25 protein-coding genes and 1 pseudogene are annotated in these 26863 nt (G+C 65.7%); 5 read left to right on the forward strand and 21 right to left on the reverse strand.

From position 1 onward, the window contains the following. Window positions 1-97 precede the first annotated feature (97 nt). Together C8N44_RS10740 and C8N44_RS10745 are read right to left on the reverse strand one after the other, a co-directional pair. A pseudogene (locus tag C8N44_RS10740) lies at window positions 98-433 on the reverse strand (Hpt domain-containing protein); the annotation flags it as partial. Beyond that, window positions 433-807 (reverse strand): response regulator, encoded by a 375-nt coding sequence (locus C8N44_RS10745; RefSeq protein ID WP_107976322.1) that lies wholly within the window; start codon window positions 805-807, stop codon window positions 433-435. The gene C8N44_RS10745 and the pseudogene C8N44_RS10740, both read right to left, overlap by 1 nt. Between C8N44_RS10745 and C8N44_RS23370 the strand changes: the two genes are divergently transcribed. Both C8N44_RS23370 and C8N44_RS10755 read left to right on the forward strand, forming a co-directional pair. Then, window positions 807-1085 carry a hypothetical protein gene (locus tag C8N44_RS23370; RefSeq protein ID WP_158274040.1) on the forward strand — a complete coding sequence of 93 codons (279 nt, stop codon included), beginning with the start codon at window positions 807-809 and terminating at the stop codon, window positions 1083-1085. The two genes, C8N44_RS10745 and C8N44_RS23370, sit on opposite strands and share 1 nt — an antisense overlap. A 233-nt stretch (window positions 1086-1318) precedes the next feature. Further along, the gene (locus tag C8N44_RS10755) at window positions 1319-1936 is read left to right on the forward strand and encodes a trimeric intracellular cation channel family protein (RefSeq protein WP_107976326.1); all 618 of its coding nucleotides are present in this window, start codon (window positions 1319-1321) and stop codon (window positions 1934-1936) included. Between the two features lie 60 nt (window positions 1937-1996). Here C8N44_RS10755 and C8N44_RS10760 read toward each other — a convergent pair whose 3' ends face one another. The 8 genes from C8N44_RS10760 to C8N44_RS10795 form a co-directional block, all read right to left on the reverse strand. Continuing rightward, complete coding sequence (locus tag C8N44_RS10760) at window positions 1997-3367, reverse strand: aspartate aminotransferase family protein (protein WP_107976328.1); 1371 nt, start codon at window positions 3365-3367, stop codon at window positions 1997-1999. A gap of 28 nt (window positions 3368-3395) precedes the next feature. Further along, on the reverse strand, window positions 3396-4133 hold the full coding sequence (locus C8N44_RS10765) for an NAD(P)H-dependent oxidoreductase (RefSeq protein WP_107976330.1): 738 nt from the start codon (window positions 4131-4133) through the stop codon (window positions 3396-3398). Between the two features lie 19 nt (window positions 4134-4152). Further along, window positions 4153-5628: an NAD-dependent succinate-semialdehyde dehydrogenase gene (locus C8N44_RS10770; RefSeq protein WP_107976332.1), complete on the reverse strand. Its 1476-nt coding sequence runs from the start codon at window positions 5626-5628 to the stop codon at window positions 4153-4155. Window positions 5629-5777: 149 nt separating this feature from the next. Next, window positions 5778-6254, reverse strand: coding sequence for an Lrp/AsnC family transcriptional regulator (locus C8N44_RS10775; RefSeq protein WP_107976334.1), 477 nt, complete (start codon window positions 6252-6254; stop codon window positions 5778-5780). 8 nt (window positions 6255-6262) lie between these two features. Next, entirely contained in the window at window positions 6263-7252 is a 990-nt protein-coding gene (locus C8N44_RS10780; RefSeq protein ID WP_107976336.1) for a cyclodeaminase, read from the reverse strand. A gap of 3 nt (window positions 7253-7255) precedes the next feature. After that, complete coding sequence (gene eutB, locus C8N44_RS10785; protein WP_107976338.1) at window positions 7256-8257, reverse strand: hydroxyectoine utilization dehydratase EutB; 1002 nt, start codon at window positions 8255-8257, stop codon at window positions 7256-7258. A gap of 82 nt (window positions 8258-8339) precedes the next feature. Then, window positions 8340-9467: an FUSC family protein gene (locus C8N44_RS10790; protein WP_107976339.1), complete on the reverse strand. Its 1128-nt coding sequence runs from the start codon at window positions 9465-9467 to the stop codon at window positions 8340-8342. A gap of 2 nt (window positions 9468-9469) precedes the next feature. Beyond that, window positions 9470-9934, reverse strand: coding sequence for a MarR family winged helix-turn-helix transcriptional regulator (locus C8N44_RS10795; RefSeq protein WP_107976341.1), 465 nt, complete (start codon window positions 9932-9934; stop codon window positions 9470-9472). Between the two features lie 197 nt (window positions 9935-10131). On the opposite strand from C8N44_RS10795, the gene C8N44_RS10800 reads away from it, so the two are divergent. Next, the gene (locus C8N44_RS10800) at window positions 10132-11229 is read left to right on the forward strand and encodes a transglutaminase-like domain-containing protein (RefSeq protein ID WP_107976343.1); all 1098 of its coding nucleotides are present in this window, start codon (window positions 10132-10134) and stop codon (window positions 11227-11229) included. An 84-nt stretch (window positions 11230-11313) separates the two neighbouring features. On the opposite strand, the gene C8N44_RS10805 is transcribed toward C8N44_RS10800, so the two are convergent. From C8N44_RS10805 to C8N44_RS10855, 11 genes are all read right to left on the reverse strand, one after another. Then, window positions 11314-11619: a hypothetical protein gene (locus C8N44_RS10805; RefSeq protein WP_107976345.1), complete on the reverse strand. Its 306-nt coding sequence runs from the start codon at window positions 11617-11619 to the stop codon at window positions 11314-11316. Between the two features lie 124 nt (window positions 11620-11743). Then, window positions 11744-12490 carry a 3-keto-disaccharide hydrolase gene (locus tag C8N44_RS10810; RefSeq protein WP_107976347.1) on the reverse strand — a complete coding sequence of 249 codons (747 nt, stop codon included), beginning with the start codon at window positions 12488-12490 and terminating at the stop codon, window positions 11744-11746. A gap of 57 nt (window positions 12491-12547) precedes the next feature. Beyond that, complete coding sequence (locus tag C8N44_RS10815) at window positions 12548-13111, reverse strand: gluconate 2-dehydrogenase subunit 3 family protein (RefSeq protein WP_107976350.1); 564 nt, start codon at window positions 13109-13111, stop codon at window positions 12548-12550. Then, window positions 13111-14799, reverse strand: a complete 1689-nt coding sequence (locus C8N44_RS10820) for a GMC oxidoreductase (protein WP_107976351.1) — start codon at window positions 14797-14799, stop codon at window positions 13111-13113. The genes C8N44_RS10815 and C8N44_RS10820 overlap by 1 nt, the downstream gene beginning before the upstream one ends. 34 nt (window positions 14800-14833) lie before the next feature. Continuing rightward, window positions 14834-15712 (reverse strand): hydroxypyruvate isomerase family protein, encoded by an 879-nt coding sequence (locus tag C8N44_RS10825; RefSeq protein ID WP_107976353.1) that lies wholly within the window; start codon window positions 15710-15712, stop codon window positions 14834-14836. Window positions 15713-15838: 126 nt separating this feature from the next. After that, window positions 15839-16687, reverse strand: coding sequence for a sugar phosphate isomerase/epimerase family protein (locus C8N44_RS10830; RefSeq protein WP_107976355.1), 849 nt, complete (start codon window positions 16685-16687; stop codon window positions 15839-15841). Window positions 16688-16823: 136 nt separating this feature from the next. After that, entirely contained in the window at window positions 16824-17759 is a 936-nt protein-coding gene (locus C8N44_RS10835; protein WP_107976357.1) for an ABC transporter substrate-binding protein, read from the reverse strand. A gap of 27 nt (window positions 17760-17786) precedes the next feature. Next, the gene (locus C8N44_RS10840) at window positions 17787-18788 is read right to left on the reverse strand and encodes an ABC transporter permease (RefSeq protein WP_107976359.1); all 1002 of its coding nucleotides are present in this window, start codon (window positions 18786-18788) and stop codon (window positions 17787-17789) included. After that, window positions 18785-20287 carry a sugar ABC transporter ATP-binding protein gene (locus C8N44_RS10845; RefSeq protein WP_107976361.1) on the reverse strand — a complete coding sequence of 501 codons (1503 nt, stop codon included), beginning with the start codon at window positions 20285-20287 and terminating at the stop codon, window positions 18785-18787. The genes C8N44_RS10840 and C8N44_RS10845 overlap by 4 nt, the downstream gene beginning before the upstream one ends. Further along, window positions 20284-21438 (reverse strand): Gfo/Idh/MocA family protein, encoded by a 1155-nt coding sequence (locus C8N44_RS10850; RefSeq protein ID WP_244641064.1) that lies wholly within the window; start codon window positions 21436-21438, stop codon window positions 20284-20286. Before C8N44_RS10850 ends, C8N44_RS10845 begins: the two co-directional genes overlap by 4 nt. 2 nt (window positions 21439-21440) lie before the next feature. Next, a complete protein-coding gene (locus C8N44_RS10855) occupies window positions 21441-22499 on the reverse strand; it encodes a sugar phosphate isomerase/epimerase family protein (protein WP_107976364.1) in 1059 nt (352 codons plus the stop codon). A 148-nt stretch (window positions 22500-22647) separates the two neighbouring features. On the opposite strand from C8N44_RS10855, the gene C8N44_RS10860 reads away from it, so the two are divergent. Continuing rightward, window positions 22648-23661 (forward strand): LacI family DNA-binding transcriptional regulator, encoded by a 1014-nt coding sequence (locus tag C8N44_RS10860; protein ID WP_107976366.1) that lies wholly within the window; start codon window positions 22648-22650, stop codon window positions 23659-23661. A 319-nt stretch (window positions 23662-23980) separates the two neighbouring features. Further along, window positions 23981-26863: a monovalent cation/H+ antiporter subunit A gene (locus C8N44_RS10865; protein WP_107976368.1), complete on the forward strand. Its 2883-nt coding sequence runs from the start codon at window positions 23981-23983 to the stop codon at window positions 26861-26863.

Genomic DNA, 26863 nt, shown 5'->3' on the forward strand with positions numbered 1-26863 from the left:
TGGTAATCTTTGACATGACCGCCTCCCATTAAGGATTGTTGCGATCCCACCTTGGCACAGCGATGCCGTCGGGGGGCGGTTACAGCATCAAAGCCACCTCGTCGTTGACGTCGCGACCGTCGCGCTCGGCTTCGACCAGATCAGAAAGCTGATCGCCCGACCTATGGAAGAGTTTCATCAGCTTCTCGTCAACGGCAAGCTCGTGCGATCGAACCTTGTCCATCACCGTTTCGAAGGTATGGGCAAAGTTCACGAGCCGGTCGAGCCCGAAGGCGCCAGCCCCGCCTTTGATCGAGTGCACCGCCCGAAAGACGGCGTTCACGACATCCATGTCCTCGGCGTTGGTCTCCATCGCCGAAAGTCCCTCGACAAGCGACTCGAGGAGCTCTTCGCATTCTTCGAAGAAGGTGTCCCGAATGGAGTTCATCGACATCAGCTCACGTGCCCCGTCGGTCGCTTCAGAACGGAAATCAGCGAAGTGTCGTCGAAAGGTTTGACGATCCATCCGGTGGCGCCGGCGTCCCGTGCACGCGCCTTGAGGTCATCCGAGCTTTCGGTGGTGAGAACGATGATTGGCACCGTGGTGCGCTGCGGTCCGCTGCGCAGCGTCTCGATCACGCCGTAGCCGTCCATGTTCGGCATGTTGATGTCGGTGATCACGACATCGGGTTCGACGTCGGGGAACATCTCGACCCCCTCGACACCGTCGCAGGCGGCGTGAAACTCGAATCCCGCCCCTTCGAGAGAGACGCGCAGTAGGTTCCGGATGGTCCGGGAATCGTCGATGGCCAGAATCTTGGTGCTCATTGCACGGGCTCCTTCTCGAAATGGTCGGCGTGCAAGCCGAGGCGTTCCAGCCCGGCGCGGAAGGAGTCCGACATCTCGGTGACCTGGAAGGGGACGCCTTCGGCGACCCATTGATTTTCGGCGACGAGCATCACCTGGAGGCGATGGGCATCGATGCGGTGAACATCTCGCGCCGAGATCGTGACCTGTCCGCCCCTGGCGCCCCGCAGGAACGGGACGAGAGGATCTTCTCCCGTGCGGGCGCGCGCCGGCCCGAGAGCATGGAAATGGACATCTGACATGTTTGACCCTTCACCCTCGCAGTCTTGGCGAATTTGGCTGACAGGGAGCTCTTCTGTCTCCCGACCGGGGCCAAGGGATACGGTCGCTGCATTAACAAACCGTTCTGAGTGTCGGATTTTCCGGTTCGCAGAGCATATCGATGACTGTCGTCCCGGTTCGTATCGCATGTCTTTCGCCTTGGAGCGCGAGGAAGCGCTGCTAGGATCCTCCTGAGAAAGAAAGGACTGCCATGACCGCCGCCGCGTCACTGGAAATGCTTAACGTCGTCGGGACCTTCGCTTTCGGTCTGAGCGGTGCAATGGTCGCGATTCGCCGTCGGCTGGATCTTTTCGGGATCATCGTTCTTGCGGTGGCCGCCGGGGTTGCCGGTGGCCTGTTACGGGACCTGCTCCTGCGCGAGGCGCCACCGGAGGTGCTGAGTACCCTCTGGCCCATGGCTGTGGCAGCGGCCGCAGGGCTCGGGGCCTTCTTTTTCGCGCCGTTTATCGACCGCCAGTGGCGACCGGTCATGGTGCTGGATGCCGTAGGACTCGGCGTCTTTGCCGTCGCGGGCTGCGACAAGGCGCTCGCCTTCGGACTGGACGCGCCGGGTGCGGTATTGCTTGGGGTGATGAGCGCGGTGGGTGGTGGCATGCTGCGCGACATGATGGCCGCTGAGGTGCCGCGAGTCCTGCACGAGGAGGTCTACGCGCTGGCCGCCCTCTGTGGCTCGGCCGCGTACGCCGGCCTCAGGGCTGCCGAGATCGCGGAAGGCCTCGCCGTCGCCCTGTCGATGTTGCTGGCTTTCGCGATCAGGCTGGCCAGCGTGCGCTACGGCTGGCGCCTGCCGCGGGCGCGCGGGTCTTGAGCGGGCTTCGTTCGGATCGAAAGCGGCCGCCCGGGAGGGCGGCCCCTGAATTGCCAGTTGTCAGCCGAGTACTTCGCGGACCGATTCGCCGAGTTTTCCGGCGATTTCGTCGGCCTCGGCGCGGGTGAGGCAGAAGGGCGGGGCGAAGCCCAGGATCTCGCCCTGGGGCATGGCACGCGAGATGACGCCGCGCGAAAGGAGTGCAGCGTTGACCTGGTAGGCGATCTTGTCGCCGGGGTCGAAATAGGTGCGGCTGTCGCGGTCCGACACGAACTCAACCGCGCAGAGCAGACCCTCGCCGCGGATCTCGCCCACGTTGGGGTGATCTCCAAGCTCTGCCTGGAGCGCCGCCTTGAAGTGCGCGCCTACGTCGCCCGCATTCTGGATTAGGCTCAGATCGTCGATGAGCTTAAGGTTGGCGATGCCTGCCGCCGCACCGATCGGGTGGGCCGAGTACGTCCAGCCATGGCCGATGGCGCCGTTCTCGTCAGTGCCCTGTTCGAGCACCTTCCACATCTTGTCGCCGACAATGCTGCCCGAAAGCGGCGCATAGGCCGAGGTCAGACCCTTGGCGATGGTGATGAGGTCGGGCTTGATGCCGTAATGGTCCGAGCCGAACATGGTGCCGAGGCGGCCGAAGCCGGTGACGACCTCGTCCGCGATCAGCAGGATGTCGTGACGGTCCAGCACCTCCTGGATCGCCTTCCAGTAGCCGGCCGGCGGCGGCACGAGGCCTCCGGTGCCAAGCGCCGGCTCGCCGATGAAGGCGGCGACGGTGTCGGGACCTTCGCGCTGGATCAGCGCCTCAAGCTCGTCCGCACAGTGCTGCACGAACTGCTCCTCGCTCATGGAGAGGTCGTCGCGGCGATAGTAGTATGGCGCCTCTGTGTGGACCACCTGGGTCAACGGGAGGTCGAACTTCTTGTGGAACAGCTCGAGACCCGTCAGCGAGCCGGTCACGAGGCCCGACCCGTGATAGCCGCGCCAGCGCGAGATGATCTTCTTCTTCTTCGGCAGGCCGCGGATGTTGTTGTAGTACCAGACCAGCTTGACGTTGGTTTCGTTCGCGTCCGAGCCGCCGAGGCCGAAGTAGACCTTGGACATGCCCTTGGGCGCGCGGTCGAGGATCATCTTGGACAGCGTGATGGAGGCCTCGGTGCCGTGGCCGACGTAGGCGTGGTAGTAGGCCAATTCCTTCGCCTGTTCGGCGATGGCCTCGGCGATCTCGGGGCGGCCGTAGCCGACGTTCACGCAGTAGAGGCCCGCGAAGCCGTCGAGCAGGCGGGTGCCGTCACGGTCCTCGATGTGACAGCCCGAGCCGCCGGTGATGATGCGGTTAGGAATCTCGCCGCGGGCGAACTGGGCGAGATGGGTCGAGGGGTGGAAGAAGTTCTCCCGGTCCCACTCGGAAAGCTTGTCGTTGGTCAGCATCGGCGTGCCTTTCTTCTTGTCGGTTTTTTCAGCTGTTCACGGCGCGGAGGGGACGGCCAGTGTCGTCCCAGTCGGCCCATCCGGGGAAGCGGAGGGGCGTATCGTCGTCAAGGTGTGTCAGTCGTTCGGCGAAGGCATTCTTCGCCTTTTCCATGTGATCGGCGAAGGCATCGTCGTCGGCATAGGCATAGCCGTGTCCCTGAACGCCGAAGGTGGCGTGCGGGGGCAGGACCGAAAAGCCCATGTAGTGCAGCGAGAACTGCGTCGACCAGAGGATCTGGTCGAGCCCGCCGCCGCGCCCGCCGGGCACGAATGTCTCGGCCGGCGCGCCCGAGGTGACCGAGCAGATCGCCCGGCGGCCCCGGAAGTAGCCTTCGTCATAGCGCATACGGCTCGTGTAGAGGCCTCCCGACACGAAGACCCGGTCGAACCAGCCCTTCAGCATGGCGGGCATGGCATGCCACCACACGGGAAACTGGAAGACCACGAGATCGGCGCGTTCGAGCCGGTCGATTTCACGCCGTACCTCAGGGCAAAGCGTGCCCTGCTTGTAGGCGTGGCGTTGTTCGGCGAGGGGCGCAAAGGTCCCTTCCTGCGCGCGCGGGGCATAGTTCTGCGCTTTCTCGACCGGGTCGAAGCCTTCGCCGTAGAGATCGGAGATCTCCACGCTGTGGCCCGCGGCGCGCATGGCCGCTGTGCCGGTATCGACGAGCGCGCCGTTGAAGGAGGCGCGCTCGGGGTGGGCGAGGACGAAGAGGACGTTCATTCGAGCCTCCTTTCCGGGATCAGCCCCAGTCGCGGCAGACGTATTTGACGTCCATGAATTCCTGCATGCCCATGCGGGCACCTTCGCGGCCGAGGCCCGACTGCTTGGTGCCGCCGAAGGGGATCGGCGCGCCGGTTACCTTGGTGCGGTTCACCGCCACCATGCCGAACTGGAGGGAGCGGCTGAGGCGGTAGATACGGCGCGGGTCGAGCGCGTGCACGTAGGCGACGAGACCGTATTCGGTGTCGTTCGCCCGCTTCACGATTTCCTCTTCGCTGTCGAAGGGGGTGATCGGGGCGACGGGACCGAAGGTCTCTTCCTTCAGGATGGCGGCGTCGTGGGGGACGTCGGTGAGGACCGTGGGCTCGTAGAAGAGCGGCCCGAGCTCGTGGCGCTTTCCGCCGCAGGCGAGCTTGGCGCCCTTGGAGAGCGCGTCGGAGACATGCGATTCCTGCTTGGCCACGGCCTTTTCGTTCATGAGCGGCCCGATGTCCGGGTCGTCCATGCCGCGTCCGACGCTGAGCGCCTTGGCGGCCTCGGTGAAGCGGCGGCAGAACTCGTCGTAGACGGGGCGTTCGACGTAGATGCGGTTGGCGCCAAGGCAGTCCTGACCGGAGGTGGCGAACTTGGCCTTCATGGTCTCGACCACGGCCTTGTCGAGGTCGGCGTCGGCGAAGACGATGACCGGGGCGTGGCCGCCCAGTTCCATGACCAGCTTCTTCACGGTGTCGGCGCTCTGGCGGTAAAGCAGGCGACCGACCTCGGTGGAGCCGGTGAAGGACAGGGCGCGGACGCGGCTGTCGGCGGTCCAGAGGGCCACGACGGTCGGCGCGTCACCGGTGACGAGGTTGAAGACGCCCGCCGGGAAACCGGCGCGTTCGGCGAGTTCGGCCAGCGCGGTGGCCGAGAAGGGCGTCTCGGCCGAGGGGTGCGCGACCACGGTGCAGCCGGCGGCGAGCGCCGCGGCGGCCTTGCGGGTCAGCATGGCCGAGGGGAAGTTCCAGGGGGTCACGAGGGCGGCGACGCCCACCGGCTCCATCCAGAGCTCGACCTCGGCATCGGGGAGGTGGCTGGTGACGCCTTCGACGTCGGGGCGCTTGGCTTCTTCGGCGTAGTACTCGACGAAGCTGGCGGCATAGGCGATTTCGCCGCGCGCCTCGGAGATGGGTTTGCCCTGCTCGGCCACCATGATGCGGGCGAGGTCCTCGGCGTTCTGGACCATCAGCTCGTACCAGCGGCGCAGCAGCGCACCGCGGTCCTGCGGCAAGCTGGTGGACCAGCTGGCGTAGGCCTCTTGCGCGGCATCCACGGCCTCCGTGCTTTCGGCGGCCGAAAGCTTGGCGATCTCGCCCACGGTGCTGCCGTCGGCGGGGTTGGTGACGGTGATGGTGGCGCCATCGCTGGCGCCGACCCACTTGCCGCCGATGTAGGAGAAGCTGCGGACGAGCTTGGGGTCGTCGACGCCGACGCCCGACTCGATGCGATCATGAAGCATGGTCTGCCCTTTCACGGCTGAATGAACTCTATGCGGCCTACCTAGAGGCTTGCGGGAGGAGTTTCCTGCCGAAGTTCGCGCGGAGGGCAGAGGATCTCTCTGCGCAGGACGGCCCGGGCAGAGACTTTTTCTGCCAGACCGCCGAGGCGTCAGGGATCGGGCACCGGGGGCGCCTCGGCCTTGACCGTGCGGGTGACGATATAGCCAAAATAGCGCCCGATGCCGATGTCCGCGTCGAGCAGGGAATCCATCAGACGCTGGTAGGCATCGACGTCGGACACGCTGAGGTGCAGGATGTAGTCCACGCCGCCGCCGAGCGCCCAGCAGCCCTGCACGCAGGGTTCGGCCTTCATGGCCTCTTCAAAGGTGCGGAAATCGGCGGCGCGGTGGCCGTCAAGGACGACCTCGACCAGCACCTCGGTCACGGGGGCGATCTTGCGGATGTCCACCTGCGCCCGGTAGCCAGTGATGAAGCCCGCGCTCTCCAGCTTCTTGAGACGTTCCCAGCAGGGGCTGGGCGAAAGGTTGACCGCCTCGGCCAGCGCGACCTTGGTCATGCGGCCGTTGCGCTGAAGCTCTCGCAGGATGGCAATGTCGTAGCTGTCGAGACGCGGAGTGGTCGCCATGGGCCTCGCTACCTCGGGAAGGGCGTGCCGGGGCCCTGTTCACGCAGGCGGGTGAGGGCGAGGCGGGCAATCGCCGTGTCCTGCACGCCGGTGCCGGTGAGATCGCAGATCGTGGTCTGCGCGTCGGCGGTGCGGCCGGTGGCCATGCCCCTGATGATCTGGCCCAGCTCGGGGGGCGTCACATCGCGCAGGTGGCCCGCCGCGCGCGCGCCGCGAAGCTCGCCCATGATCTCGCACTGGGCGACGCGGTCGCAGGCATAGAGGTCGGCGGCGGCGATCGCGTCGGGCGCGATCTCGGTCTTGCCCTCCTGGTCCGAGCCCATGGCGGTGATGTGCAGGTTGGAGTGCAGCCAGTCGGCCTGCACGATGGGATCCCTCGATGGGGTGGTGGTGACAACCAGCTGGCTTTCGCTGACCACTTCCTCGGGGCAGGTGGCGACAAGGACCTCGGCGCCGGTGGCCTGGGCGATGTCCTCGGCGCAGGCCTGCGCGTTCTCGTGTGTGGGCGACCAGACAAGAGCGCGGCTGTAGGGGCGTTCGAGGTGTGCGGCGATCATCTGCATCCGGCCCTGCATCCCGGACCCGATGACGCCAGCCGTCTGGACGGCAGGGGGCGCAAGGTGGCGCGCGGCCACCGCGCCCGCGGCGGCGGTGCGCACGTTGGTCAGATACCCGTTGTCGAGCAGCACCGCCTCCACCAGACCGGTCTTGGCCGAGAGGACCACCATGAGGCCGTTGAGGCTGGGCAGGCCGAGTTGAGGATTGTCGAAGAAGCCGGGGCTGACCTTGATGGCAAAGCTGTCGACGCCGGGCAGGTAGGCGGTTTTCACGTCGACCTCGCCGTTGGCGTCGGCGAAGTCCATCGACATGACCGGCGGCATGACCACGCCGGCCCCGGCGAGCGCGTCGAAGGCGGCCTCGACCACGTTCACGGCGTCATGGTCGAGCGCCACCTGCAGGCGCAGGTCGGTTTCGTTCACGATCAGGATGTCGTCCATCTCTCAGGCTCCTTCCAGGGTCACATCGCCCAGTTTCACAGGCTGTCCCGTCACAACGCGCGTGAACTGATCCATATCCACGTTGCGTCCCGTGATGATCGTGGCGGTGGGGCCGGTGAGCGTGACCTTGCCGGCGATGATCGCCGCGTGGCCCACGGCGCAGGCCCCCTCGGCCACGACCCGATCCTCGCGGTAGAGCGCCGCGAGGCCGCGGTAGATCTCCTGTTCGGTCAGCAGGACGACCTCGTCGAGGAGGTCGCGGCAGAGGGCAAAGGTGTGGCGGTTCTTCAGGCCTATGCCGCCGCCGAGGCTGTCGGCGAGGGAGGCGACCTCGGTCACCTCGACCGGGTGGCCGGCCTTGAGGCTTTCAGCCATGGCGGCGCCGCGGTCCATGCTGATGCCGACGAGCCGGATGGATGGCTTGATGGTCTTGGCCGCCACGGCGATGCCAGCGGCGAGCCCGCCGCCCGACAGGGGGATCAGCAGAGTTTCGAGGTTCGGCAACTCTTGCAGAAGCTCGAGCCCAATGGTGCCCTGACCCGCGATGACGTCCGGGTGATCGAAGGGGGGAATGTCGGTGCGACCGTCTTCCTCGACCATCTTGTCGGCGGCGCGCTGGGCGTCGTCCTGCGACCTGCCCTCACGGTGCACGGTCGCGCCCTGCGCCTCGATCGCGCGGACCTTCACATCGGGGACCAGCTCGGACAGGCAGACGGTGGCGGGGATGCCCATGCGGGCGGCGGCATAGGCCACGGCTGTGCCGTGATTGCCTGTGGAACAACAGACCACGCCGCGCTGCTGCTCTGCCTCGGTCAGTTGCGCCAGCGCATTTGCGGCGCCGCGCAGCTTGAAGGCGCCGCTGGGCTGGAGCATTTCGAGCTTAAGCCAGAGGGGCGCCTGCGGCGTCGAAAGCGCCGACCGGATGACCGGTGTTTCCACGGCAACGCCGCGAATGGCCTGCCGCGCGGCGAAGATGTCGGATAGATCGGGGTGCCGCTCTGTCATGACGTGCCTTTTTCCTCGGGGCCTTTGAGCAAAGTCGTAGACCACGTGCGGGCCGAGGCAAAGGGTTCGTCCGGAACAAGGTTCAGGCTCCGCGCGCCTTGTCGCTTTGGGCGACGAGATGATGACGGTCCTCTACGCTCGACAGCAGAACCGCCACAACGATGCCGACGCAGGCACCCAGCATCGTGTCGAGGACGCGCTCGGGTGCCATTTGCGCACCGGAGGCCCCGGGCAGCGCGATATAGCTCATGAGCAGGGCCGTCGGTGTCACGAAGAGCTGGCCGAGGGCATAGTTGGACCCGATCACCAGTTCAGTCGCGAGTTGCAGGGCGATGAGCGTGCCGATGGTCGCCCAGAGCGAGGGCTCCTGCACGAGGATCAGCCAGGCGAAGGCAGAGCCGACCAGCCCGCCGGCCATCCGTTGAAGCGCGCGATGCATGTTCGTGTGCAGCTGCGGGCCCTGCAGCACGACCATGGCGCCCATGGCCGCCCAGACCGGGTGGTCTGCCCCGAGCGCATGCGCGACAACTAGCGTCACCGCGGCGGCGACCACGATGCGCAGCGCGGCGATCACGCGATGTCCCACAGGTCGGCGTTGTTCGGTCGGGTATTCGGCGCCGCCGGGCAGATGCCTGAGGCGTTCGGTCACGATGCAGATGACAACGGCGAGCAGCCCCACGATGCCCGTGGCCGCCACCCGGGCAAGGACCTCGGCCCCGGAAGCGACGGGTGACAGTGCCGCGCCGCAGGCGAAGACGAACAATACGCCACCTGGCGGGCCGAACCGCCCCGTGACGGTGACAAAATAGATCGCTCCGCACACGAGAGAGATCAGCAGGATCTGGAGCGAAGGTGGCGCACCGTAAAGGCTTGCCATCGACATCCCCAAGACGACCAGGGTCTGCAAAAGCACCGCCATCACCACCACCAGGCTGCGCCCTCCGCGTGGCTGGAAGCGGCCGAAGAGGGCGGGAAGCGCACCGAGCGCAGCGAAGCCGATCAGGTCGGCACGCGGTGACAGCGTGACGACGGGCAAGGCGATCGCGACGGTTAGACCGGCCTGAAAGCCAGCAACCAGTGAGCTGCGAAGATAGGGCTGACGCGAGAGCGCGAGGCTGTCCCGCAGATTTCGAGGGTGGATAAGGTGGCGTGCGACGTCGATGCGGCCGGTGCCGTTCAGCGAGGGGGCGTTGTTGGGCTCGGAGGTCATGGTCACGTTTGCAGGTCTTCTCTTGCGTTGAGGTCGTCGAGCCGCTGCTCGATCCGCTCGAAGCGTTCCAGGATCTGGCCGATCTCGTTGTCGCTCAGGTCGGCCAAGAGCACGGCCTCGGCGCGGGTGAGCTCATCTCGGATCTGCGCAACGCGGGCCTGACCGTCCCGGGTCAGGTGAATGCGTCGCGTGCGACCGTCCGCGGGGTCGGGGCGGCGTTCGACAAGGTCCTGGCGCGCGAGGATGTCGATCACGCGTACGAGGCTCGATCCGTCGACACCGACCAACGCGGCGAGATCCTTCTGGCTGAGACCGCCGCCGGTTTCGTCAAGGTGCACAAGAGGCACCCAGGTGGCGTCGGTCAGCCCGGCCTCGGCCAGTCGCGCGTCGAGCGCGCGGCGCCATCGGCGGGCCAGGAGTGCGAAGCGAATCCCGAAACGGGCGCGGGGGGAGGGTGGCTGGGGCATCGGGGCGAGATACCTGATTTAAATTTGATTGCAATTCAAATTACATTGGAGTGTTATCTCCGGACCGGTTTCTGCGCTTTTGCCCTGTCGCAGCATCGGGCCGCGGGTGTAGGAAGGGCCGCAGTTTTTCAAGCGACCGACGTAGGGGCGTTGGGCCGTCGATGGTCCTGGCGATCCCCGCACGAACGAGGAATTCCATGACCTTCACCCGACGCACCGCACTGAAACTCGGCGTGGCTGCCACGGCTCTTGCCGCCGCGCCGCGCCTTGCCCTTGCTGCATTCGCGCCTCAGCCGAGCGGCTGGCGCCGGTTCGAACTGACGACGCGAGTCGCGGTTCCGCGCAACGGCAAGACGGTCGAGGTCTGGGTTCCGGTGCCCGCTGTCACTGCAGGGGACTGGATGCGCGCCGGCGAAACCAGCTGGGAGACGGACGCCGAAGAGGTCACGCTGCGCACCGACGAGGCCTCTGGCGCCCGCTACGTCCACGCGGTCTGGCCCGAGGGTGAGGGGGACGCCGTTCTGGAGGTGGTCTCGACCGCTGCCGCGCAGGACCGCTCGACCGATTTCAGTGCAACGGGCAACGTCGAGCCGCTGACGGAGGAGGAGCGGGCGCGCTTCACCTCGGCGACCGAACTTCTGCCGCTGGACGGGATCGTCCAGGAGACCGCGCAGAGCATCGTCGGCGATGTCGAGGACGACACCGAAAAGGCGCGGCTCATCTACGACTGGGTTGTGGAAAGCACCGAGCGCAACCCCGAGACGCGCGGCTGCGGTCTCGGCGATATCGCCTCGATGCTGCAGATGGGCGACCTGACCGGCAAGTGCGCGGATCTCAATGCGCTCTACGTCGGGCTTGCCCGGGCCGCCGGACTGCCGGCGCGTGACGTCTACGGCTTGCGGGTGGCGCCTTCGGAGTTTGGCTACAAGAGCCTTGGGGCAGGGTCTTCGGACGTCACAAAGGCGCAGCATTGCCGTGCCGAGGTCTACCTCGATGATCATGGCTGGATCCCGGTCGATCCGGCCGACGTGCGCAAGGTCGTGCTCGAAGAGCCGCCGAAGACGCTGCAGCTTGGCGATCCGGAGGTTCAGGCGGTGCGCGAAGGGCTGTTCGGTGCTTGGGAAGGCAACTGGATCGGCTACAACTTTGCTCACGACGTGTCGCTACAGGGTATGGAACGCGAGCAGATCCCGTTCCTGATGTACCCGATGGCCGAGGTCGGTGGGCAGGAGCTCGACGAACTCGACCCGCAGAACTTCGTCTACACCATCACGGCGCGAGAGTTGACCGCCTGACCGGCAAGACTGCCTCCAGGTAGTCAATCGACCGGTGGCCTTCGGGCCGCCGGTTTGCGTTTCCGGTCCTGCCAGATGACCTCACTAGTTTTTCCGCGACAAGCGCCGGGCGTTGGCGCGGGCGGTGGTCCCGATCGGGCGCATGCCTGCAAGCGTCGCGGCAGCAAGGCCCTGGTTGCGCATCAGCGCCATTGAGGACTTTTCGACCGCCCTTGCGAACGCCGCAGGTTTTTCGAGCATCATGCGGCTGGCTTCATCGGGTCTCATGGTTCCCATCGCCATCTGCATCATGCGGATCTGCATGACTGTTCCCGTGGCGACCATCATCTGCGTGCCGGTGAGGGCCGTTTTCTGCCAGACCTCGGCGGCACGGAACATCTCTTTGAACATTCGATCAGTTTCCCTCCGAAATCGCCGGGCAGAAAGACGCCCGCCGATGACAAGCATCGGCGGGCGGTCTAGGTTCCGCAATCCTGTTCGTTCCGTCGACAAGGCGCGTAGGTGCCCCTGCGGATCAGGACAGGTCGCGTACCCAGATGTTGCGATAGGCCACGTCCGCGTCGTGATCCTGAAGCATGATCGGCGCGCAACCGTGCGCCTCGTCGTAGCTCGGGGCGCCGATCCAGACGGTCTTGCCCTGGATTTCGACGTGGTTCTGGACGACGACGCCGTTGTGAAGGACCGTGACGTGAGCCGGTTCGCGCACGCGGTCGTCCGAGCCGAACTCGGGCGCGGTGTAGATGATGTCGTAGCTCTGCCATTCGCCCGGCGGGCGCGAGGCGTTCACGAGCGGGATGTGCTGCTTGTAGATAGAGGCGGCCTGGCCGTTGGCGTAGGTCGGGTTGTCGTAGCTGTCGAGCACCTGCACCTCGTAGCGCTCCTGCAGGAAGACGCCCGAGTTCCCGCGATCCTGCCCGTCGTAACCCTCGGTCTCGGAAGGAGCGCGCCATTCGATGTGGAGCTGTACATCGCAGAAATCCTGCGTGGTCCGGATCGCGCCGCTGCCGCGGTTCACACGCATGATCCCGTCCTCGACGGTCCATTCCGCGGGCCCGCCTTCGACGCTTTCCCATGCGTCGAGATTCTCGCCACCGAAGAGCACGGTGGCATCCGAGGGTACGCCCGCGGCAGGGGCCTCGATCCTGGCGGGCACAGGGCCGTCCAGTTCGGTCACCTGCGATCGCTGGGCGTCGGTCATTTCCTGGGCTGCGGCGGGCGTGGCAAGCGCCAGCGTGGCCAGAATGGTCATCGTCCGTCTCATGGTCTGTCTCCTCCCATTTTCAAGCAGGGGGCGCCGGTGGTCCAGCGCCCGGTCGGTTCAGGTCGCCCAGGCGGGCTCGCCGTTGTAGTCGACGTCGCCATCGAAGCGGCCCGGCACCTGAACGTAGCGAAGCACCTCGGTGCCGCCGACTTCGGAGGTGAAGAAGGCGAAGATGACGAGCTGCTTCATCATGGTGAACCAGTGCAGATCGCCGGGCCCCGCCTCTTCACCAGCCGAAGCCGCGACGATCTTGGCGGCCTGGTCGAGGTCATCGACGAAGGCGCGGCGCTGGCTGTCGGTGAGGTTCGCGAAATCGGTGCCGTAGACCATCTGGGTGCGTTCGCGCAGGTCCTTCAGGCCCTCGCGGAACAGCGCCTGCTGGTCGTCATCGTAGCAGTCGGACACGTACTGCGTGATGAACGGGCCGACGTCGGCATCCTTTGCGCCGGGCGTGTCCGTCGCGGGAAGGATCGTCTCGCCAAGCTCGTTCAGCAGGGCGCCATCTTCGGCGGTGAAGAGGTTCTTGCCGGTTTCGGTGGGCTCGTAGGCGCGAACGGTGCCGGCGATGAAAGCGGTCCCCGTTGCCGCCGCGATCATCTGGAGAAGCTGTCTGCGGTTCATCAGAGGTTTCCTTTCTTCAGTTCCGACACGGCGTAATCGGCGGCCCGCGCGGTCAGCGCCATGTATGTGAGCGAAGGATTCACGCAGGAGGACGACGTCATGCAGGCGCCGTCGGTGACGAAGACGTTCGGCGCGTCCCAGACCTGGTTGTGGGCGTTCAGCACGCTGGTTTCTGGGTCGCGCCCCATGCGCGCGGTGCCCATTTCGTGGATGCCCATGCCGGGCGCATAGCCCCAGTCGAAGCCTTGGACATCGGAGCCGCCCGCAGCCGAAAGCATCTCGACCGCGTCGGCGCGCATGTCCTTGCGCATCATCTCTTCATTCTCGCCGATCTCGACCGAGAACTTCAGGACCGGTAGCCCCCAGGCGTCGGTGACGTGGGGATCGAGTGCGATGTGGTTCTCGTGGGCGGGAAGCATCTCGCCGAAGGCGAGCATCATCATGCTCCATTGGCCGGGCTTGGAGAGGGCCTCTTTCAGGCCTTCCCCGGTGCCGAGTTCGGCGACGGATCGATCCCAGCCATCGCGGCTGGCCGAGCCCTGATAGCCGAAGCCGCGGACGTAGTCGCGCGTGTCGGCGCCCCAATTGCGGTAGCGGGGCATGTAGTAGCCCGTGGGACGGCGGCCAAAATAGTACTTGTCCTCGAAGCCCTCGATGGTGGCGGTGGCGCCGGTGCGGAAGTGGTGGTCCATCACGTTGTGGCCAAGCTCGCCCGAGGACGACCCGAGACCGCCCTCCCAGACATCGGTGGCGGAGTTCATGAGAATCCAGGTCGAATTGAAGGTCGACGCGTTCAGGAAGATCACGTCGGCGGTGTATTCATAGGTCTGGTTGGTCTCGGCATCGATGACCTCGACGCCGGTGGCGCGCTTGTTGTCGCGGTCGTACATGACCTGCCGCACGATCGAATGCGGGCGCAGGGTGAGGTTACCGGTGGCCATGGCGGCGGGCAGTGTCGAGGACTGGGTCGAGAAATAGGCGCCGTAGGGGCAGCCGAGCCAGCACTTGTCGCGATACTGGCAGGCGCTGCGGCCCTCGTCCGGCTTGGCCTCGGTCATGTTGGACATCCGCGCATTGATGAGATGGCGCGTGCCCTCGAACTCGCTGGCGAGCCGCTCGGAGACCGTCTTTTCCACGATGTTCAGCGGGATCGGGGGCTGGAAGTTGCCGTCGGGCAGCACGTCGAGCCCGTCCCGGTTGCCCGAGATGCCGGCATGGCCCTCGACGTAGTCGTACCATGGGGCAAGGTCGTCGTAGCGGATCGGCCAGTCGACGGCGATGCCCTCTTCGGCGTTTGCCTCGAAATCCTTCGGGTTCCAGCGATAGCTGTGCCGTCCCCAGAGCAGGGAACGCCCGCCCACGTGGTAGCCGCGGAACCAGTCGAAGCGCTTTTCCTCGGTGTAGGGGTTCTTCTGCTCGTCGGCCCACATGCCGTTGGTCGGCTCGTTGAGCGGGTAGTCGCGGCTGAGGGTCGGGTGCTTCTCGACCATCTCGCGGGTGGCTTCACCGCGGTGAGGGTAGTCCCAGGCCTCTTTCTGGGCGTTGGTATAGTCGGTGATGTGCTCGATGTTGCGGCCGCGTTCGAGCAGCAGCACCTTGAGCCCCTTCTCGGTCAGTTCCTTGGCGGCCCAGCCACCACTGATGCCGGACCCCACGACGATCGCGTCGTAGTGCATTTCGTCAGCCATTGTTGTCTCCTCCTCTGGCACAAAGCTGGATGTCTCAGACGGTGCAGATCTCCACCGCGTCGCGAAGCGCGTCGCCGGCTGTCTGCATGTCTGCTGCACTGGGAATGAATTCCTGCGCGAGGTAGCCGTCGAAGCCGGTCTCCTGGATCGCGCGCACGATGGCGGGATAGCGCAGCTCCTGGTCCTCGCCGATCTCGTGGCGGCCGGGAACGCCGGCGGTGTGATAGTGGCCGAAGCAGTCGCCATGATCCCGGATCGTACGGATCACGTCGCCCTCCATGATCTGCATGTGATAGATGTCGTAGAGCAGGCGGAAATTCTCGGAGCCGAGGCGGTTGCACAGCTCGACACCCCAGGGCGAGTTGTCCGCCATGTAGCCGGGGTGATCGACCTTGGAGTTCAGCAGCTCCATCTGCAGCACGACGCCGCGCTGTTCGGCCCGCCGGAGAATGCGCTTGATGCCCGCCTCCGCGTTGACGAGACCCTTGCCGGGATCGATGCCGCGGCCGTTGCCGCTGAACAGGATCAGGTTGCGGTAGCCTGCCTCTGCCACAAGGTCGATGTGGCGTTCGTAGCTCTGCACGAGGGCATCATGAAATTGCGGATCGGCAAAGCCGTCGGTGAGATTGGGTTCGGCGCTGTTGCACATGGAGCTGTCGAGCCCGGCGTTCCGGAGTACGTGCCAGTCCTCCGGTCCCACGAGGTCGATGGCCTGCATGCCGATGTCGCTGGCCAGATTGCACAGCTCGGGCAGTGGCATGTCCCCGAATGTCCACCGGGCGACGGAGTGCCTGACACGGTTGCCGGAGGGCCCCTCGGGCGACTGTGCTCTTGTGGCACCTGCCCGTGCCACCGCGACGCCGGCCAGTGTGCCCAAGGCAAGCTGGCGGCGCGTGATCGTTGACCTGTCCATGATGTCCTCCCTTGGTTGCCGGCGCACCTCCTCCGTGCACCGTCCCGAAAAGCGCGGGACGGCCGAAGCCGGCATTGTCGTGTCGGGGTGCAGGTCCCGCCCGGTGGCGGGACCGCGATCAGGGGATCAGTTGGAGGCCGCGTGGGCGGGCAGTTCCTCGCGCAGGAAATCCGCGCCCTCGGCGATCACGCCCGCGGCGTCGGCGGGCAGGTCGTGTTCGATGATGTACCATTCGACACCGACCTCTTGCGCGGCGTCGAGGATGCCTGGCCAATCCAGAGTGCCGGCTCCGACTGCCGCGAAACCGCGCTGGTCTTCGTTTTCGCCATCAGGCGCGTTGTCCTTGGCATGGACCGCAAAGACCCGGTCGCCGATGGTGCGCAGGTATTCGGCCGGATCATGCCCGCCACGATCCACCCAGGCGAGGTCGATCTGGGCAAGAACGTCGGGGCCTGCGGCCTCGAACATGATTTCGAGGGCGGTCTGACCGTCATAATCGACCATCTCGAAGTCGTGGTTGTGATAGCCGAGGCGCATGTCTTCTTCTGCGAGCTCCGCGGCAATGCCCCCGAGTTCCTCGCCCAGCTCCTGCCATCCTGCGGCGTCGGTCGGGCGCTGATCTTCGGGCAGGTATGGCACGGTGATCGTGTCGTTCCCGATCGCCTTGTTGAAAGCGACGGCCTCGTCGAGTTCGTCGCGAAGCGTGGCCAGTTGCACGTGGCTGGAAACGACTTCGATCCCATGCTCGTCGAGCATGCTGTTCAGGTCCTCTGCGGAGACGCCCTGCGTGCCAACGGTCTCGATGGCCGTCACGCCAGCGTCTTCGACAGCCTGCAACTGCTCTTCCAGCGTGCCGAGATCGCGCAGCGTGTACATCTGCACCGCGATGGGCTGTCCCTCCTGCGCAACGGCGGGAAAGGCGATGGCACCGGCAAGGATGGTTCCGAGTGCGGCGTTTTGAATGTGATGTGTCATGAGTCCTCCCTCTCAAAGTTTGCACGATCGTGTAATCGTTGTCATCAACTTAAGCGAGAATTTTACAGCTTTAGGTTGATTTCTTCCGATGGACAGATGGGCAGGGTGGGGGCCGCCTCCCGCGGCCCCCGGAGGATCAGTAAGGGCTGTCCTCGTAGTAGTACTGCTCGGCGTTCTCCTGCGTGATCAGCTCGGAGGAGAGGATGAACTCCCCCGACATCGGCACGCCCTCGGACATGACGCCAAGAGCCGTCAGCTCGATTGCCGTCGCAATCATGGCGGGCGGGTAGGTCACGTCCACGGGCACCATGTCGTCACCCTCCTGAACGCGGCGAACCATCTCCTTCATGCCGGCGCCGCCAACGACCCACATCTCGTCCTCGCGACCGGCCTGTTCGATCGCGCCGATGGCACCGACGGCCATGTCGTCGTCAGCCGCCCAGACCGCGTCGATCTCGGGATAGCGCGACAGGTAGTCCTGCATCACCGTGAAGGCGTCGTCGCGATTCCAGTTGCCGTGCTCCATGGCCAGGACCTCGACCCCGGAACCGTCGAGCGCAGCCTGGAAGGCTTCAACCCTCTCGTTGTCGATGCTGGTGGGGATGCCGCGCAGGACGACGACCTTGCTGCCTTCGTCCAGGTTCTCGACGAAGTAGTCCCCGGCGGTCTTGCCGAAGCTTTCGTTGTCACCGGCCACGTAGAGGTTCTCGATCCCCTCCTGAGACAGGCCGCGGTCCACCACGGTAACCCAGGTGCCGCTCTCGGCAATGCGCTGGATCGGGCCGGTCAGCGGTTCGGATTCGAAGGGCAGAACCACCAGCGCGTCGATGTTGCGCGTGGCGACCATGTCTTCGAGATCGCTGATCTGGGTGCCGGAATCCGGGGTGGTGGTCAGCACGAAATCGAGGTTCTCGTACTGCTTCTCCAGCCGCTCGACGGTCTGTTCGGCGTGGAAGTTCAGAGCGCCGGCCCAGCCGTGGGTGGCAGCGGGGATCGAGACTCCTATCGTTTCCGCGGCGGCGGGCAGCGCGAGGCTGCCGACGAGCGCGGTCGTGAGTGCCAGATGTTTCATGTTAGTCCTCCCTGGGGTTGAAAGATATCAGCGCGACGCCTTGCCTTTCCTCTGAAGCACGACGGCGAGGATGATGATGACGCCCTGGATCGCGCCGTTGAGATAGGGGCTCACCATGTCGGTCAGGTTCAGGATGTTGCCGATCAGGCTGAGGATCAGCACGCCGACCACCGTGCCCCAGACCCGGCCAAAGCCGCCCTTGAGCATGGTGCCCCCGATGATCACGGCCGCGATGGCCTCGAGCTCCCACAGAAGACCTGTCGAGGCCGAGGCCGAGCCGAGGCGCGGCACGTACATGACCACCGCGACGCCCACGAGGAGCCCGAGCAGCACGTAGGTTAGCGTCTTGACCCGCAGCACGGCGACGGTGGAATAGCGCGCAACCGTTTCGTTCGATCCGATGGCGGCGCAGTGGCGACCGAAGGCAGTGTGGCGCATGACGATCTCGCCGAGGATCGCGACGACGGCAAAGACGATGATCGGCCAGGAGATCCCGAGAATCCCGCCATAGTAGACCGGTCGGTAGAGTTCGCGCATGGCGTAGTCGAGCGAGAGAGTCCCGCCATCGGCCAGCCAGGTCACGAGGCTGCGGTAGATGCCCATGGTGCCGAGCGTGACGATGAAGGCCTCGATCCCGGCTCGGGTCACGAGAAGGCCGTTGATCGCCCCCGCGACAAGGCCCGCGGCCAGCGCGACCAGGACGCCGATCAGGATCACACCGAGGTTTTCGCCCATCCCGGGGATCAGAAGGTTCATGCAGAGGATCATGAGCCCTGCGATGAAGGCCGCCATTGAGCCGACCGAGAGGTCGAGCCCCCCGGCGGTGATGACGAAGGTCATGCCCACCGCGATGATCCCGATGAAGGCCGACCGCGCCAGCACGTTGGTGATGTTCGCGTAGCTGAGGAAGTTCGGATTCAGAAGGATGCCGATCAGGACCAGCGCGAGAAGCGCGAGGATCGGTCCCAGAACGGTCAGGTCTATCTTGAAACCGCGTGCCGCGGCGCCGTTGGTGCTTGCGGTGCTCATGCCGCGTCCTCCCTGTGTCCTCCAAGACCCGTGGCGAGCCGGATGACGTTGTCCTCTGTCACCTCCTTGCCCTGAAGCTCTCCGCTGATCCGGCCGCCGTGTATGACGTAGACGCGGTCGCAGAGGCCGATCAGTTCGGGCATTTCGGACGAGATGACGATGATGCTGCGCCCTTCCTCCGCGAGGCGGTGGATCAGGCGGTAGATCTGCTGCTTGGTGCCGATATCGATGCCGCGGGTAGGCTCGTCGATGACGACCACCTCGGGGTCGGCCAGCATGGTCTTGGCCAGCAGAAGTTTCTGCTGGTTGCCGCCGGACAGGTTGCCGACCTGCACGTCGCGCGAAGGCACGCGGATGTCGAAGTCCTTGATGGCTTGTTCAAGCGCCCTTGCCTCGGCTTTCCGGTCGATCAGCGGCTTGGCATAGCGGTGAAGGACCGAAAGCGTCAGGTTCTCGGTCAGGGACTTCTCCAGGAGGAGACCGGCGCCCTTTCGGTCCTCGGTCAGGTACACGAACCCGCGGCGGCGGGCCTCGGCCACGTCGCCGTCGGGCAGCGGCGTGTCCTTGAATTTCACTTCACCCGTGCGCGGACGCAGGCCGACAAGGCCCTCCATCAGTTCCGTCCGCCCCGCGCCGACCAGACCGCCGATGCCGAGGATCTCGCCCTTGCGCAGCGCCAGAGATGCGCCGGTCACGTGGCCGGGGACGTCTACATCCCGCGCTTCGAGGATCGTCTCGCCGCCGCCGGGGCGTTTTTCGGGGAAAAGGTCCGAAACCTCGCGCCCGACCATGGCGGTGGCCATCTTGTCCTGCGTGAAGTCGCTGATCGGGCCGTGCGCCACGACCGCCCCGTCCCGCAGCACCGTGACGCGGTCGGCGATCTCGCGCACCTCGTCGAGCTTGTGAGAGGTGAACAGGATGGCCGCGCCCTCGTCGCGCAGGCGGCGGACCTGCTTGAACAGCACGCGGGCCTCGGCACCGGTCAGCACTGCGGTCGGTTCGTCCATGATCAGGACGCGGACGTTGCGCGACAGGGCCTTGGCGATCTCGACCATCTGCTTCTCTGGGACCGAGATGTCGGACAGCCGGGTGGTGGGCGCAACATTCGCTTCGAGCGCCTGCATCAGCTCGCGCGACTTCGCTTGCATGGACCGGTGGTCCAGGAAGGGGCCACGTTTCAGTTCGCGCCCGAGGAAGATGTTCTGCTCGACGCTGAGGTGTTCGGCGAGGTTGAATTCCTGGTGGATCATGATGACCCCGGCCGCTTCGGCCTCGGCGCTTTCGGAAAACGCCACCGCCTTCCCGTCCAGCCGCACCTCGCCTTCCGTCGCGGAGAGGTAGCCGCCGAGGATCTTCATCATCGTGGACTTGCCTGCGCCGTTTTCACCGATCAGCGCGTGCACCTCTCCGGGGCGCAGGTCGAAGTCGACCCCATGCAGCACTTCGATCGGCCCGAAGCGCTTTGTCACTTCGTGAAGGGCGAGGGCAGGGGCCGTCATGACTTCAGTTCCACCCAGGCGGCGTCGCGGGACGACGAGCGCACGCAGGCCTCGACGAAGGCCACACCCTCGATACCGTCCTCAAGGCTCGGCAGGTCCACGCCCTCGGGGACCGGCTCGCCCCGCTGGTGCGCTCGTATGGCGAGCGCGGCATCGGTGTATATGTTCGCGAAGCCTTCGAGGTAGCCTTCCGGGTGGCCCGGCGGAATGCGGCTGACCCGCGCTGCCGCGTCCCCGGTGCCGGGGCCGTTGCGCGTCAGCCGGCGTGTCGGTTCCCCGTGGGTCGTGTGCCAGAGCTGGTTCGGAGTCTCCTGGAACCACTCGAGCGCGCCCTTGTCGCCGAAGACACGCAGACGCAGACCGTTTTCCTGCCCCGGCGCGACCTGGCTGCACCAGAGCATGCCCTTGGCGCCGCCCGCGAAGCGCATCATCACGTGCGCGTTGTCATCGAGCTGCCGTCCGGGCACGAAAGCCGCAAGATCTGCGGCCAGTTTTTCCAACGCCAGTCCCGTCACGAACCGGGCGAGGTGATAGGCATGCGTGCCGATGTCGCCGGTCGCACCGCCCAGGCCTGCGCGCTCGGGGTCGGCGCGCCATTCGGCTTGTTTCACACCCTGTTCTTCGACCGCATCGGTCATCCAGTCCTGCGGATATTCAACCTGGACCACACGGATGGCGCCAAGCGCGCCCGCGGCAACCATCTCCTTGGCCAGGCGGACCATCGGGTAGCCCGAATAGTTATGGGTCAGCACGAAAAGCGCGTCGGCCTTTTCCGCGGTCTGGCGCAGGCGCTTGGCCTCGGCCAGAGACGAGGACAGCGGCTTGTCGCAGATTACGTGGATGCCCCGCTTGAGGAACTCTCGTGCGACGGGGACGTGCAGATGGTTCGGTGTGCAGATCGCCACCGCCTCGATGCCGTCTTTCAGGCGCGCTTCGCGCTTGGCCATCTCGGTGTAGTCGGAATAGGTCCGGTCTTCGGCAAGGCCGACCGCGGCGCCGCTCTGCTCGGCCTTTTCGGGTGTCGAGCTCAACGCGCCGGCCACGAGGCGATATCGTCCGTCAATGCGGCTTGCGATGCGGTGCACGTCGCCGATGAAGGCGCCGGCGCCACCGCCGACCATGCCGAGCCGGATGGGAGTGTGACGCTCCATGTTCAGCCCTCCAGTCCGAGAAGTTTGCGGTTCGTCGCGTCGTCGGCGCCTGTGCCGGCGAAGTCGTCGAAGGCGCGATCGGTGACGCGGATGATGTGGTCGCGGGTGAAGGCTGCACCCTCGCGCGCGCCGTCCTCGGGGTGCTTCAGGGCGCATTCCCACTCGACCACCGCCCAGCCGTCGAAATCGATTGCGGCGAGCTTGGAGAACACCGCGCCGAAGTCCACCTGGCCGTCTCCGGGGCTGCGGAACCGGCCCGCACGGTCGACCCAGCCCTGGTATCCGCCGTAGACGCCCTGCCGCCCGTTGGGCCGGAACTCGGCGTCCTTGACGTGGAACATGGCGATCCGGTCGGCGTAGATGTCTATGAACTCGAGGTAGTCCATCGCCTGCAGCACGAAGTGCGAGGGATCGTAGAGGATGCGCGCGCGATTGTGCTGTTTCACCTTGTCGAGGAACATCTCGAAGGTGACGCCGTCATGCAGGTCCTCGCCCGGATGGAGCTCGAAGCAGACGTCGACGCCGCGTTCCTCCGCGTGGTCGAAGATCGGCAGCCAGCGCGCGGCGAGTTCGTCGAAGGCGGCGTCGATCAGGCCCGCCGGGCGCTGGGGCCAGGGGTAGACGAAGGGCCAGGCCAGTGCGCCAGAGAAGGCCGCGATCTTGGTCAGGCCCATGTTTGCGGCGGCGTCGATGGTCTTTTTTACCTGATCCACGGCCCATGCCTGTCGTGCCTTCGGGTCGCCGTGCACCGAGGCATCGGCAAAGCCGTCAAAGGCGAGGTCGTAGGCGGGATGTACGGCGACCAGCTGGCCCTGAAGGTGGGCAGAGAGCTCGGTGATCTCGACACCGGCCTCTGCGGCCCGACCCTTGAGGTCATCGCAGTAGTCGGTGGAGGTTGCTGCCTTGTCGAGATCCATGAGGCAGGTCTCGGCCGTTGGCACCTGTGCCCCGGCATAGCCGCATTCGGCAGCCCACCGGCTCAGACCGTCGAAGTTGTCGAACGGCGGCTCTGAGCCGACGAACTGGGCGAGAAACAGGCCGGGGCCCTTCATGGTCTTCATGCATCCTCCCTTGCCGCGTTTCAGGGCGTATCTCCGGGAGATTCACCTCTGTAATCGGTTTCATCAGGGGAGCACATCGTGTAAACCTTTACAAGTCCAGATTGTCCTGCTTCTTGCACCGGCTACTGGATGGAAGAGGTTCCCGACCATGAATGAGCACCGCACGCAAAGAACCGCACGCATCAAGGACGTGGCGCGGATCGCGGGTGTCTCGACGGCGACGGTGAGCCGAACCCTGTCCAATCCCGACATTGTCTCCGAAGGCACGCGCAGGGCCGTGCTCGAGGCGATCGAGGAGACCGGATATTCGGTCAATCTCAGCGCGCAGAACCTTCGCCGGCAGCGAACAGGCGGCATCCTCGCTCTCGCGCCGAACCTCGCCAACCCGTTCTTTTCCGAGATCCTTTCGGGAATTTCCGACGTTCTTCGGGGAGCCGGGCTCAACCTCATCGTTGGCGATACCGCGATCGGCGACGATGCGCGCCTCAGACTCGTCGATTACGCGAACCGGTCACGGTGCGACGGGCTTATCGTGCTCGACGGGAGCCTCGATCCGGAGGTCTTCATGCGAAGCCAGTGCCCGCCGGTCGTTCAGGTCTGCGAATGGATCCAGGGACTTGCCGCGCCCAAGGTCCTCGCCGACAACGAGCGTGGCGCAGGTCTGGCGGTCGATCACCTGGTGGGGCTCGGGCACGAGCGCATCGGGCGGCTTGCCGGGCCGGAGAAGAATACGCTGACCCAGGCGCGGGATTCGGGATTTGGTCGGGCGCTGGGGCGACATGGCCTTGTGCCCGACGTTGTTTATCGCGGCGACTTCTCGCTCGCTTCGGGACAGCGCGCAGCGGAGCAGCTCCTCGGAGCGCGCAACCGGCCCACGGCAATCTTCTGTGACAACGACGAAATGGCCTGCGGCATGATGGGAGCCCTCCGTCGCGCAGGGCTGCAGGTGCCCGAAGACCTGTCGATCGTCGGGTTCGACGATATCGAGTTGTCTAGGCACCTCACGCCGGCGCTGACGACGGTGCGCCAACCGCGCAAGGCGCTTGGTACGCGAGCGGCGCGAACGCTCCTCCAGCAGCTCGATGGGGTGGACGTTCCCAACGAGACGCGCGTGCCGGTCTCGCTCGAGGTGCGCGAAAGCACGGCGCCACCCGCGCGCTGATCCGCCCTCGCGCATGAGGGCGCTGCCGGTCTTTTCATGGCCGAAGTGTCGGCTGACACGCTTCGCCCGCTCGACCGGCGCCTGATATTTTTGACATCCGTGGTGCTAGGCGGAGGCCCTGTGGCCCGCCCGCGGCTTTGTTTCCGGCTTGCTGAAGCACGTGTTTTCAATTGTGGGCCAGGGCGCTCGCGGTCGTGTCAGGGCATTTGAGTGGCGTACCGACATTAGAGCATCTAAAACGTCGATTAACCTTGAGCTTTCCCGGCCGAAATGCAGGTTTGGGAAGAATTCGCATGCCAAATGTACCTTAGGAGTCCGCGTGTCCCTGTTCTTCATCGTTGCGCTGCCGTTCTTCGGTGCCCTGCTGCCGGGCCTCATGAATTCAGCCGGAAGATCGGCATGCTCTGGTGTGACATTCGTCGTTTCGCTTGCGGCCTTCCTCGGCCTGCTGACAAACTTGCCCTATGTGCTGGCAGGCGAAGTCGTCACGGCTCAGGTGGATTGGATGCCGGCGCTCGGGCTGAACTTCACGCTGATGCTGGACGGCCTCGGGTTTTTCTTCGCCCTGCTTATTCTGGGCATCGGTCTGCTCATCATCATCTACGCGCGCGGCTACCTCAGCCGCGACGACAATATGGGCGAGTTCTTCACCTACCTGCTGCTCTTCCAGGGGGCGATGGTGGGCATCGTCCTCAGCGACAACATCCTGCTCCTGCTGATTTTCTGGGAGCTTACCTCGCTCTCGTCCTTCCTTCTGATCGGCTACTGGAAGCATCTGCCGGAGGGGCGGCAAGGGGCGCGCATGGCCCTGACGGTGACCGGGATGGGCGGCCTTGCGATGATCGCGGGCATGCTGATCCTCGGCCAGATCGTGGGCAGCTACGACCTGAGCGTGATCCTGCAGAACCGCGACCTGATCCAGGCCGATCCGCTCTACGTGTCCGCCCTGCTGCTGATCCTGCTGGGCTGCTTCACCAAGTCGGCGCAGTTCCCCTTCCACTTCTGGCTGCCGCACGCCATGGCCGCGCCGACACCGGTCTCGGCCTACCTGCACTCGGCCACCATGGTGAAGGCGGGCATCTTCCTGATGGCGCGCATGTGGCCGGTGCTGTCGGGCACGCCGGAATGGGTGATGATCGTCACATCGGCGGGCCTCATCACCATGGTGCTCGGCGCGGTCATCGCCATCTTCAAGCATGACCTCAAGGCCCTGCTGGCCTTCTCGACCGTCAGCCACCTCGGGCTCATCACCATGCTGCTGGGCACCGGCACCGCCTTCGGGGCCATGGCCGCGGTCTTCCACATCCTGAACCACGCCACCTTCAAGGCCGCGCTCTTCATGTCGGCGGGCATCATCGACCACGAGGCCCACACCCGCGACATCCGCCGCCTCGGGGGCCTGCGCAAGCTCATGCCGGTGACCTTCGTGATCGCCACGCTCGCGGCGCTGTCGATGGCGGGCATCCCGCCGCTCAACGGCTTCCTGTCGAAAGAGATGATGCTGGAAGAGGCTAACCACACCGTGCTCTTCGGGATCGACTGGCTCGTCCCGGCGCTGGCCGTGGTGGGGGCGCTCTTCTCGGCGGCCTACTGCTTCCGGCTCATCTTCCACGTCTTCTTCGGCCCGGTGCGCGACGACTACCCGCACAAGCCGCACGATCCCGGCAAGGCCATGTGGCTGCCGCCCGCGATCCTCGTGGTGCTGGTCGTCCTGATCGGCGCGGCGCCCTTCCTCGCCGAACCCTTCGTGAAGCTCGTGACCTCCTCGTTGCTGGGCAGCGCGGGCGAGGTGCCCGACGCGCACATCAAGATCTGGCACGGTCTCGTCCCCGCGCTCTACATGTCCATCGCGGCGGTGGTCGGCGGCTTGCTTGTCATCGCGGCCTTCAAGCCACTGTCGCGCGCCTGGGATGCCGCCCCGCGCCCCGAGGCCAAGGTCATGTTCGATGCCGTCGTCGCAGCGGCGGCAGGTCTCGCCCAGCGGCTCATCCAGCCCTCGCACGACGGGTCGTTCACGCGCTCCGCCGCCATCGGCTCCGCCGCGATCATCGTCGCGGGCCTGCACGCCTGGAGCACCGGCACCGTCGAGGCCGCGACGCGGGCCATGCAGCCCGCGGGCCCCGTGGCCATCGCCGGCTGGGCCATGCTCGTCGCGGCCACGGTTGCGCTGCTCTTCGTGCACCGCAACCGCTTCATGGCGCTGATCCTGATCGGCATCGTGGGCCTCATGGTCTCGGTCGGCTTCGTCTTCTTCAGCGCGCCGGACCTCGCCATGACGCAGTTCACGGTCGAGGTGGTGACCATCATCCTGATGCTGCTCGCGCTGAACTTCCTGCCCAAGCGCACCCCGGTCGAAAGCACCACGCTGCGCCGGGTCCGCGACGGGGTGGTGGCGGTCGCCGGCGGCCTCGCGACCTTCGGCCTCTCCTACCACTTCCTGCTACGCGACACGGTCGCCGCGCCGATCTCGGAATTCCACCTCGCGAACTCCTACAAGGGCGGCGGCGGCACCAACGTGGTCAACGTGATCCTCGTCGACTTCCGGGGCTTCGACACCTTCGGCGAGATCATCGTGCTCGGCATCGCCGCGCTGCTGATCTATGCCCTGACCGAGGCGCTGCTCGACGGCCCGGTGCGCGCGCGCCTGCTCAACCGCACGCCCGACCAACCGCTCGCGGGCGACCGCCACCCGATGATGATGGTCGTGCTGACCCGCGTCATCATGCCGATCGTGCTCATGGTGGGCTTCTACATCTTCCTGCGCGGCCACAACGAACCGGGCGGCGGCTTCATCGCGGGCCTCATCGTCTCGATCGCCGTGGTCATGCAGTACATGGCCAGCGGCTTCTCCTGGACCTCGGCCCGCCTGAGATACCCCTACCACGGCGTCATCGGCGCGGGCGTGCTCGTCGCGGGCATGACCGGCATCGGTTCGTGGTTCGTGGGCAAGCCCTTCCTGACCTCCGACTACACCTACGTGCGCATCCCGCCCTTCCACGAGTTCGAGCTCGCCACGGCCATGTTCTTCGACCTCGGCGTCTTCCTCGCCGTCGTCGGGGCCGTCATGCTGTCGCTCGAGAGCTTCTCGCGCCTTGCGCGGCGCGCACACATGCCGGAAAGCGATTACCCGATGGATATCGACCCGTCCCGACACGACCCGCCGCCAGACGGCGCCCCCGGAGCCGCAAAGGAGGGGGTGTGA

It is taken from the genome of Allosediminivita pacifica (assembly GCF_003054175.1).
Classification (GTDB): Bacteria; Pseudomonadota; Alphaproteobacteria; order Rhodobacterales; family Rhodobacteraceae; genus Allosediminivita; species Allosediminivita pacifica.

Bases quoted from the DNA above. Each gene is read 5' to 3' on its own strand.
- C8N44_RS10745 (WP_107976322.1), bottom strand. From the start codon at position 807: ATGAGCACCAAGATTCTGGCCATCGACGATTCCCGGACCATCCGGAAC.
- C8N44_RS10755 (WP_107976326.1), top strand. From the start codon at position 1,319: ATGACCGCCGCCGCGTCACTGGAAATGCTTAACGTCGTCGGGACCTTC.
- C8N44_RS10760 (WP_107976328.1), bottom strand. From the start codon at position 3,367: ATGCTGACCAACGACAAGCTTTCCGAGTGGGACCGGGAGAACTTCTTC.
- C8N44_RS10765 (WP_107976330.1), bottom strand. From the start codon at position 4,133: ATGAACGTCCTCTTCGTCCTCGCCCACCCCGAGCGCGCCTCCTTCAAC.
- C8N44_RS10770 (WP_107976332.1), bottom strand. From the start codon at position 5,628: ATGCTTCATGATCGCATCGAGTCGGGCGTCGGCGTCGACGACCCCAAG.
- C8N44_RS10775 (WP_107976334.1), bottom strand. From the start codon at position 6,254: ATGGCGACCACTCCGCGTCTCGACAGCTACGACATTGCCATCCTGCGA.
- C8N44_RS10780 (WP_107976336.1), bottom strand. From the start codon at position 7,252: ATGGACGACATCCTGATCGTGAACGAAACCGACCTGCGCCTGCAGGTG.
- eutB (WP_107976338.1), bottom strand. From the start codon at position 8,257: ATGACAGAGCGGCACCCCGATCTATCCGACATCTTCGCCGCGCGGCAG.
- C8N44_RS10790 (WP_107976339.1), bottom strand. From the start codon at position 9,467: ATGACCTCCGAGCCCAACAACGCCCCCTCGCTGAACGGCACCGGCCGC.
- C8N44_RS10795 (WP_107976341.1), bottom strand. From the start codon at position 9,934: ATGCCCCAGCCACCCTCCCCCCGCGCCCGTTTCGGGATTCGCTTCGCA.
- C8N44_RS10800 (WP_107976343.1), top strand. From the start codon at position 10,132: ATGACCTTCACCCGACGCACCGCACTGAAACTCGGCGTGGCTGCCACG.
- C8N44_RS10805 (WP_107976345.1), bottom strand. From the start codon at position 11,619: ATGTTCAAAGAGATGTTCCGTGCCGCCGAGGTCTGGCAGAAAACGGCC.
- C8N44_RS10810 (WP_107976347.1), bottom strand. From the start codon at position 12,490: ATGAGACGGACGATGACCATTCTGGCCACGCTGGCGCTTGCCACGCCC.
- C8N44_RS10815 (WP_107976350.1), bottom strand. From the start codon at position 13,111: ATGAACCGCAGACAGCTTCTCCAGATGATCGCGGCGGCAACGGGGACC.
- C8N44_RS10820 (WP_107976351.1), bottom strand. From the start codon at position 14,799: ATGGCTGACGAAATGCACTACGACGCGATCGTCGTGGGGTCCGGCATC.
- C8N44_RS10825 (WP_107976353.1), bottom strand. From the start codon at position 15,712: ATGGACAGGTCAACGATCACGCGCCGCCAGCTTGCCTTGGGCACACTG.
- C8N44_RS10830 (WP_107976355.1), bottom strand. From the start codon at position 16,687: ATGACACATCACATTCAAAACGCCGCACTCGGAACCATCCTTGCCGGT.
- C8N44_RS10835 (WP_107976357.1), bottom strand. From the start codon at position 17,759: ATGAAACATCTGGCACTCACGACCGCGCTCGTCGGCAGCCTCGCGCTG.
- C8N44_RS10840 (WP_107976359.1), bottom strand. From the start codon at position 18,788: ATGAGCACCGCAAGCACCAACGGCGCCGCGGCACGCGGTTTCAAGATA.
- C8N44_RS10845 (WP_107976361.1), bottom strand. From the start codon at position 20,287: ATGACGGCCCCTGCCCTCGCCCTTCACGAAGTGACAAAGCGCTTCGGG.
- C8N44_RS10850 (WP_244641064.1), bottom strand. From the start codon at position 21,438: ATGGAGCGTCACACTCCCATCCGGCTCGGCATGGTCGGCGGTGGCGCC.
- C8N44_RS10855 (WP_107976364.1), bottom strand. From the start codon at position 22,499: ATGAAGACCATGAAGGGCCCCGGCCTGTTTCTCGCCCAGTTCGTCGGC.
- C8N44_RS10860 (WP_107976366.1), top strand. From the start codon at position 22,648: ATGAATGAGCACCGCACGCAAAGAACCGCACGCATCAAGGACGTGGCG.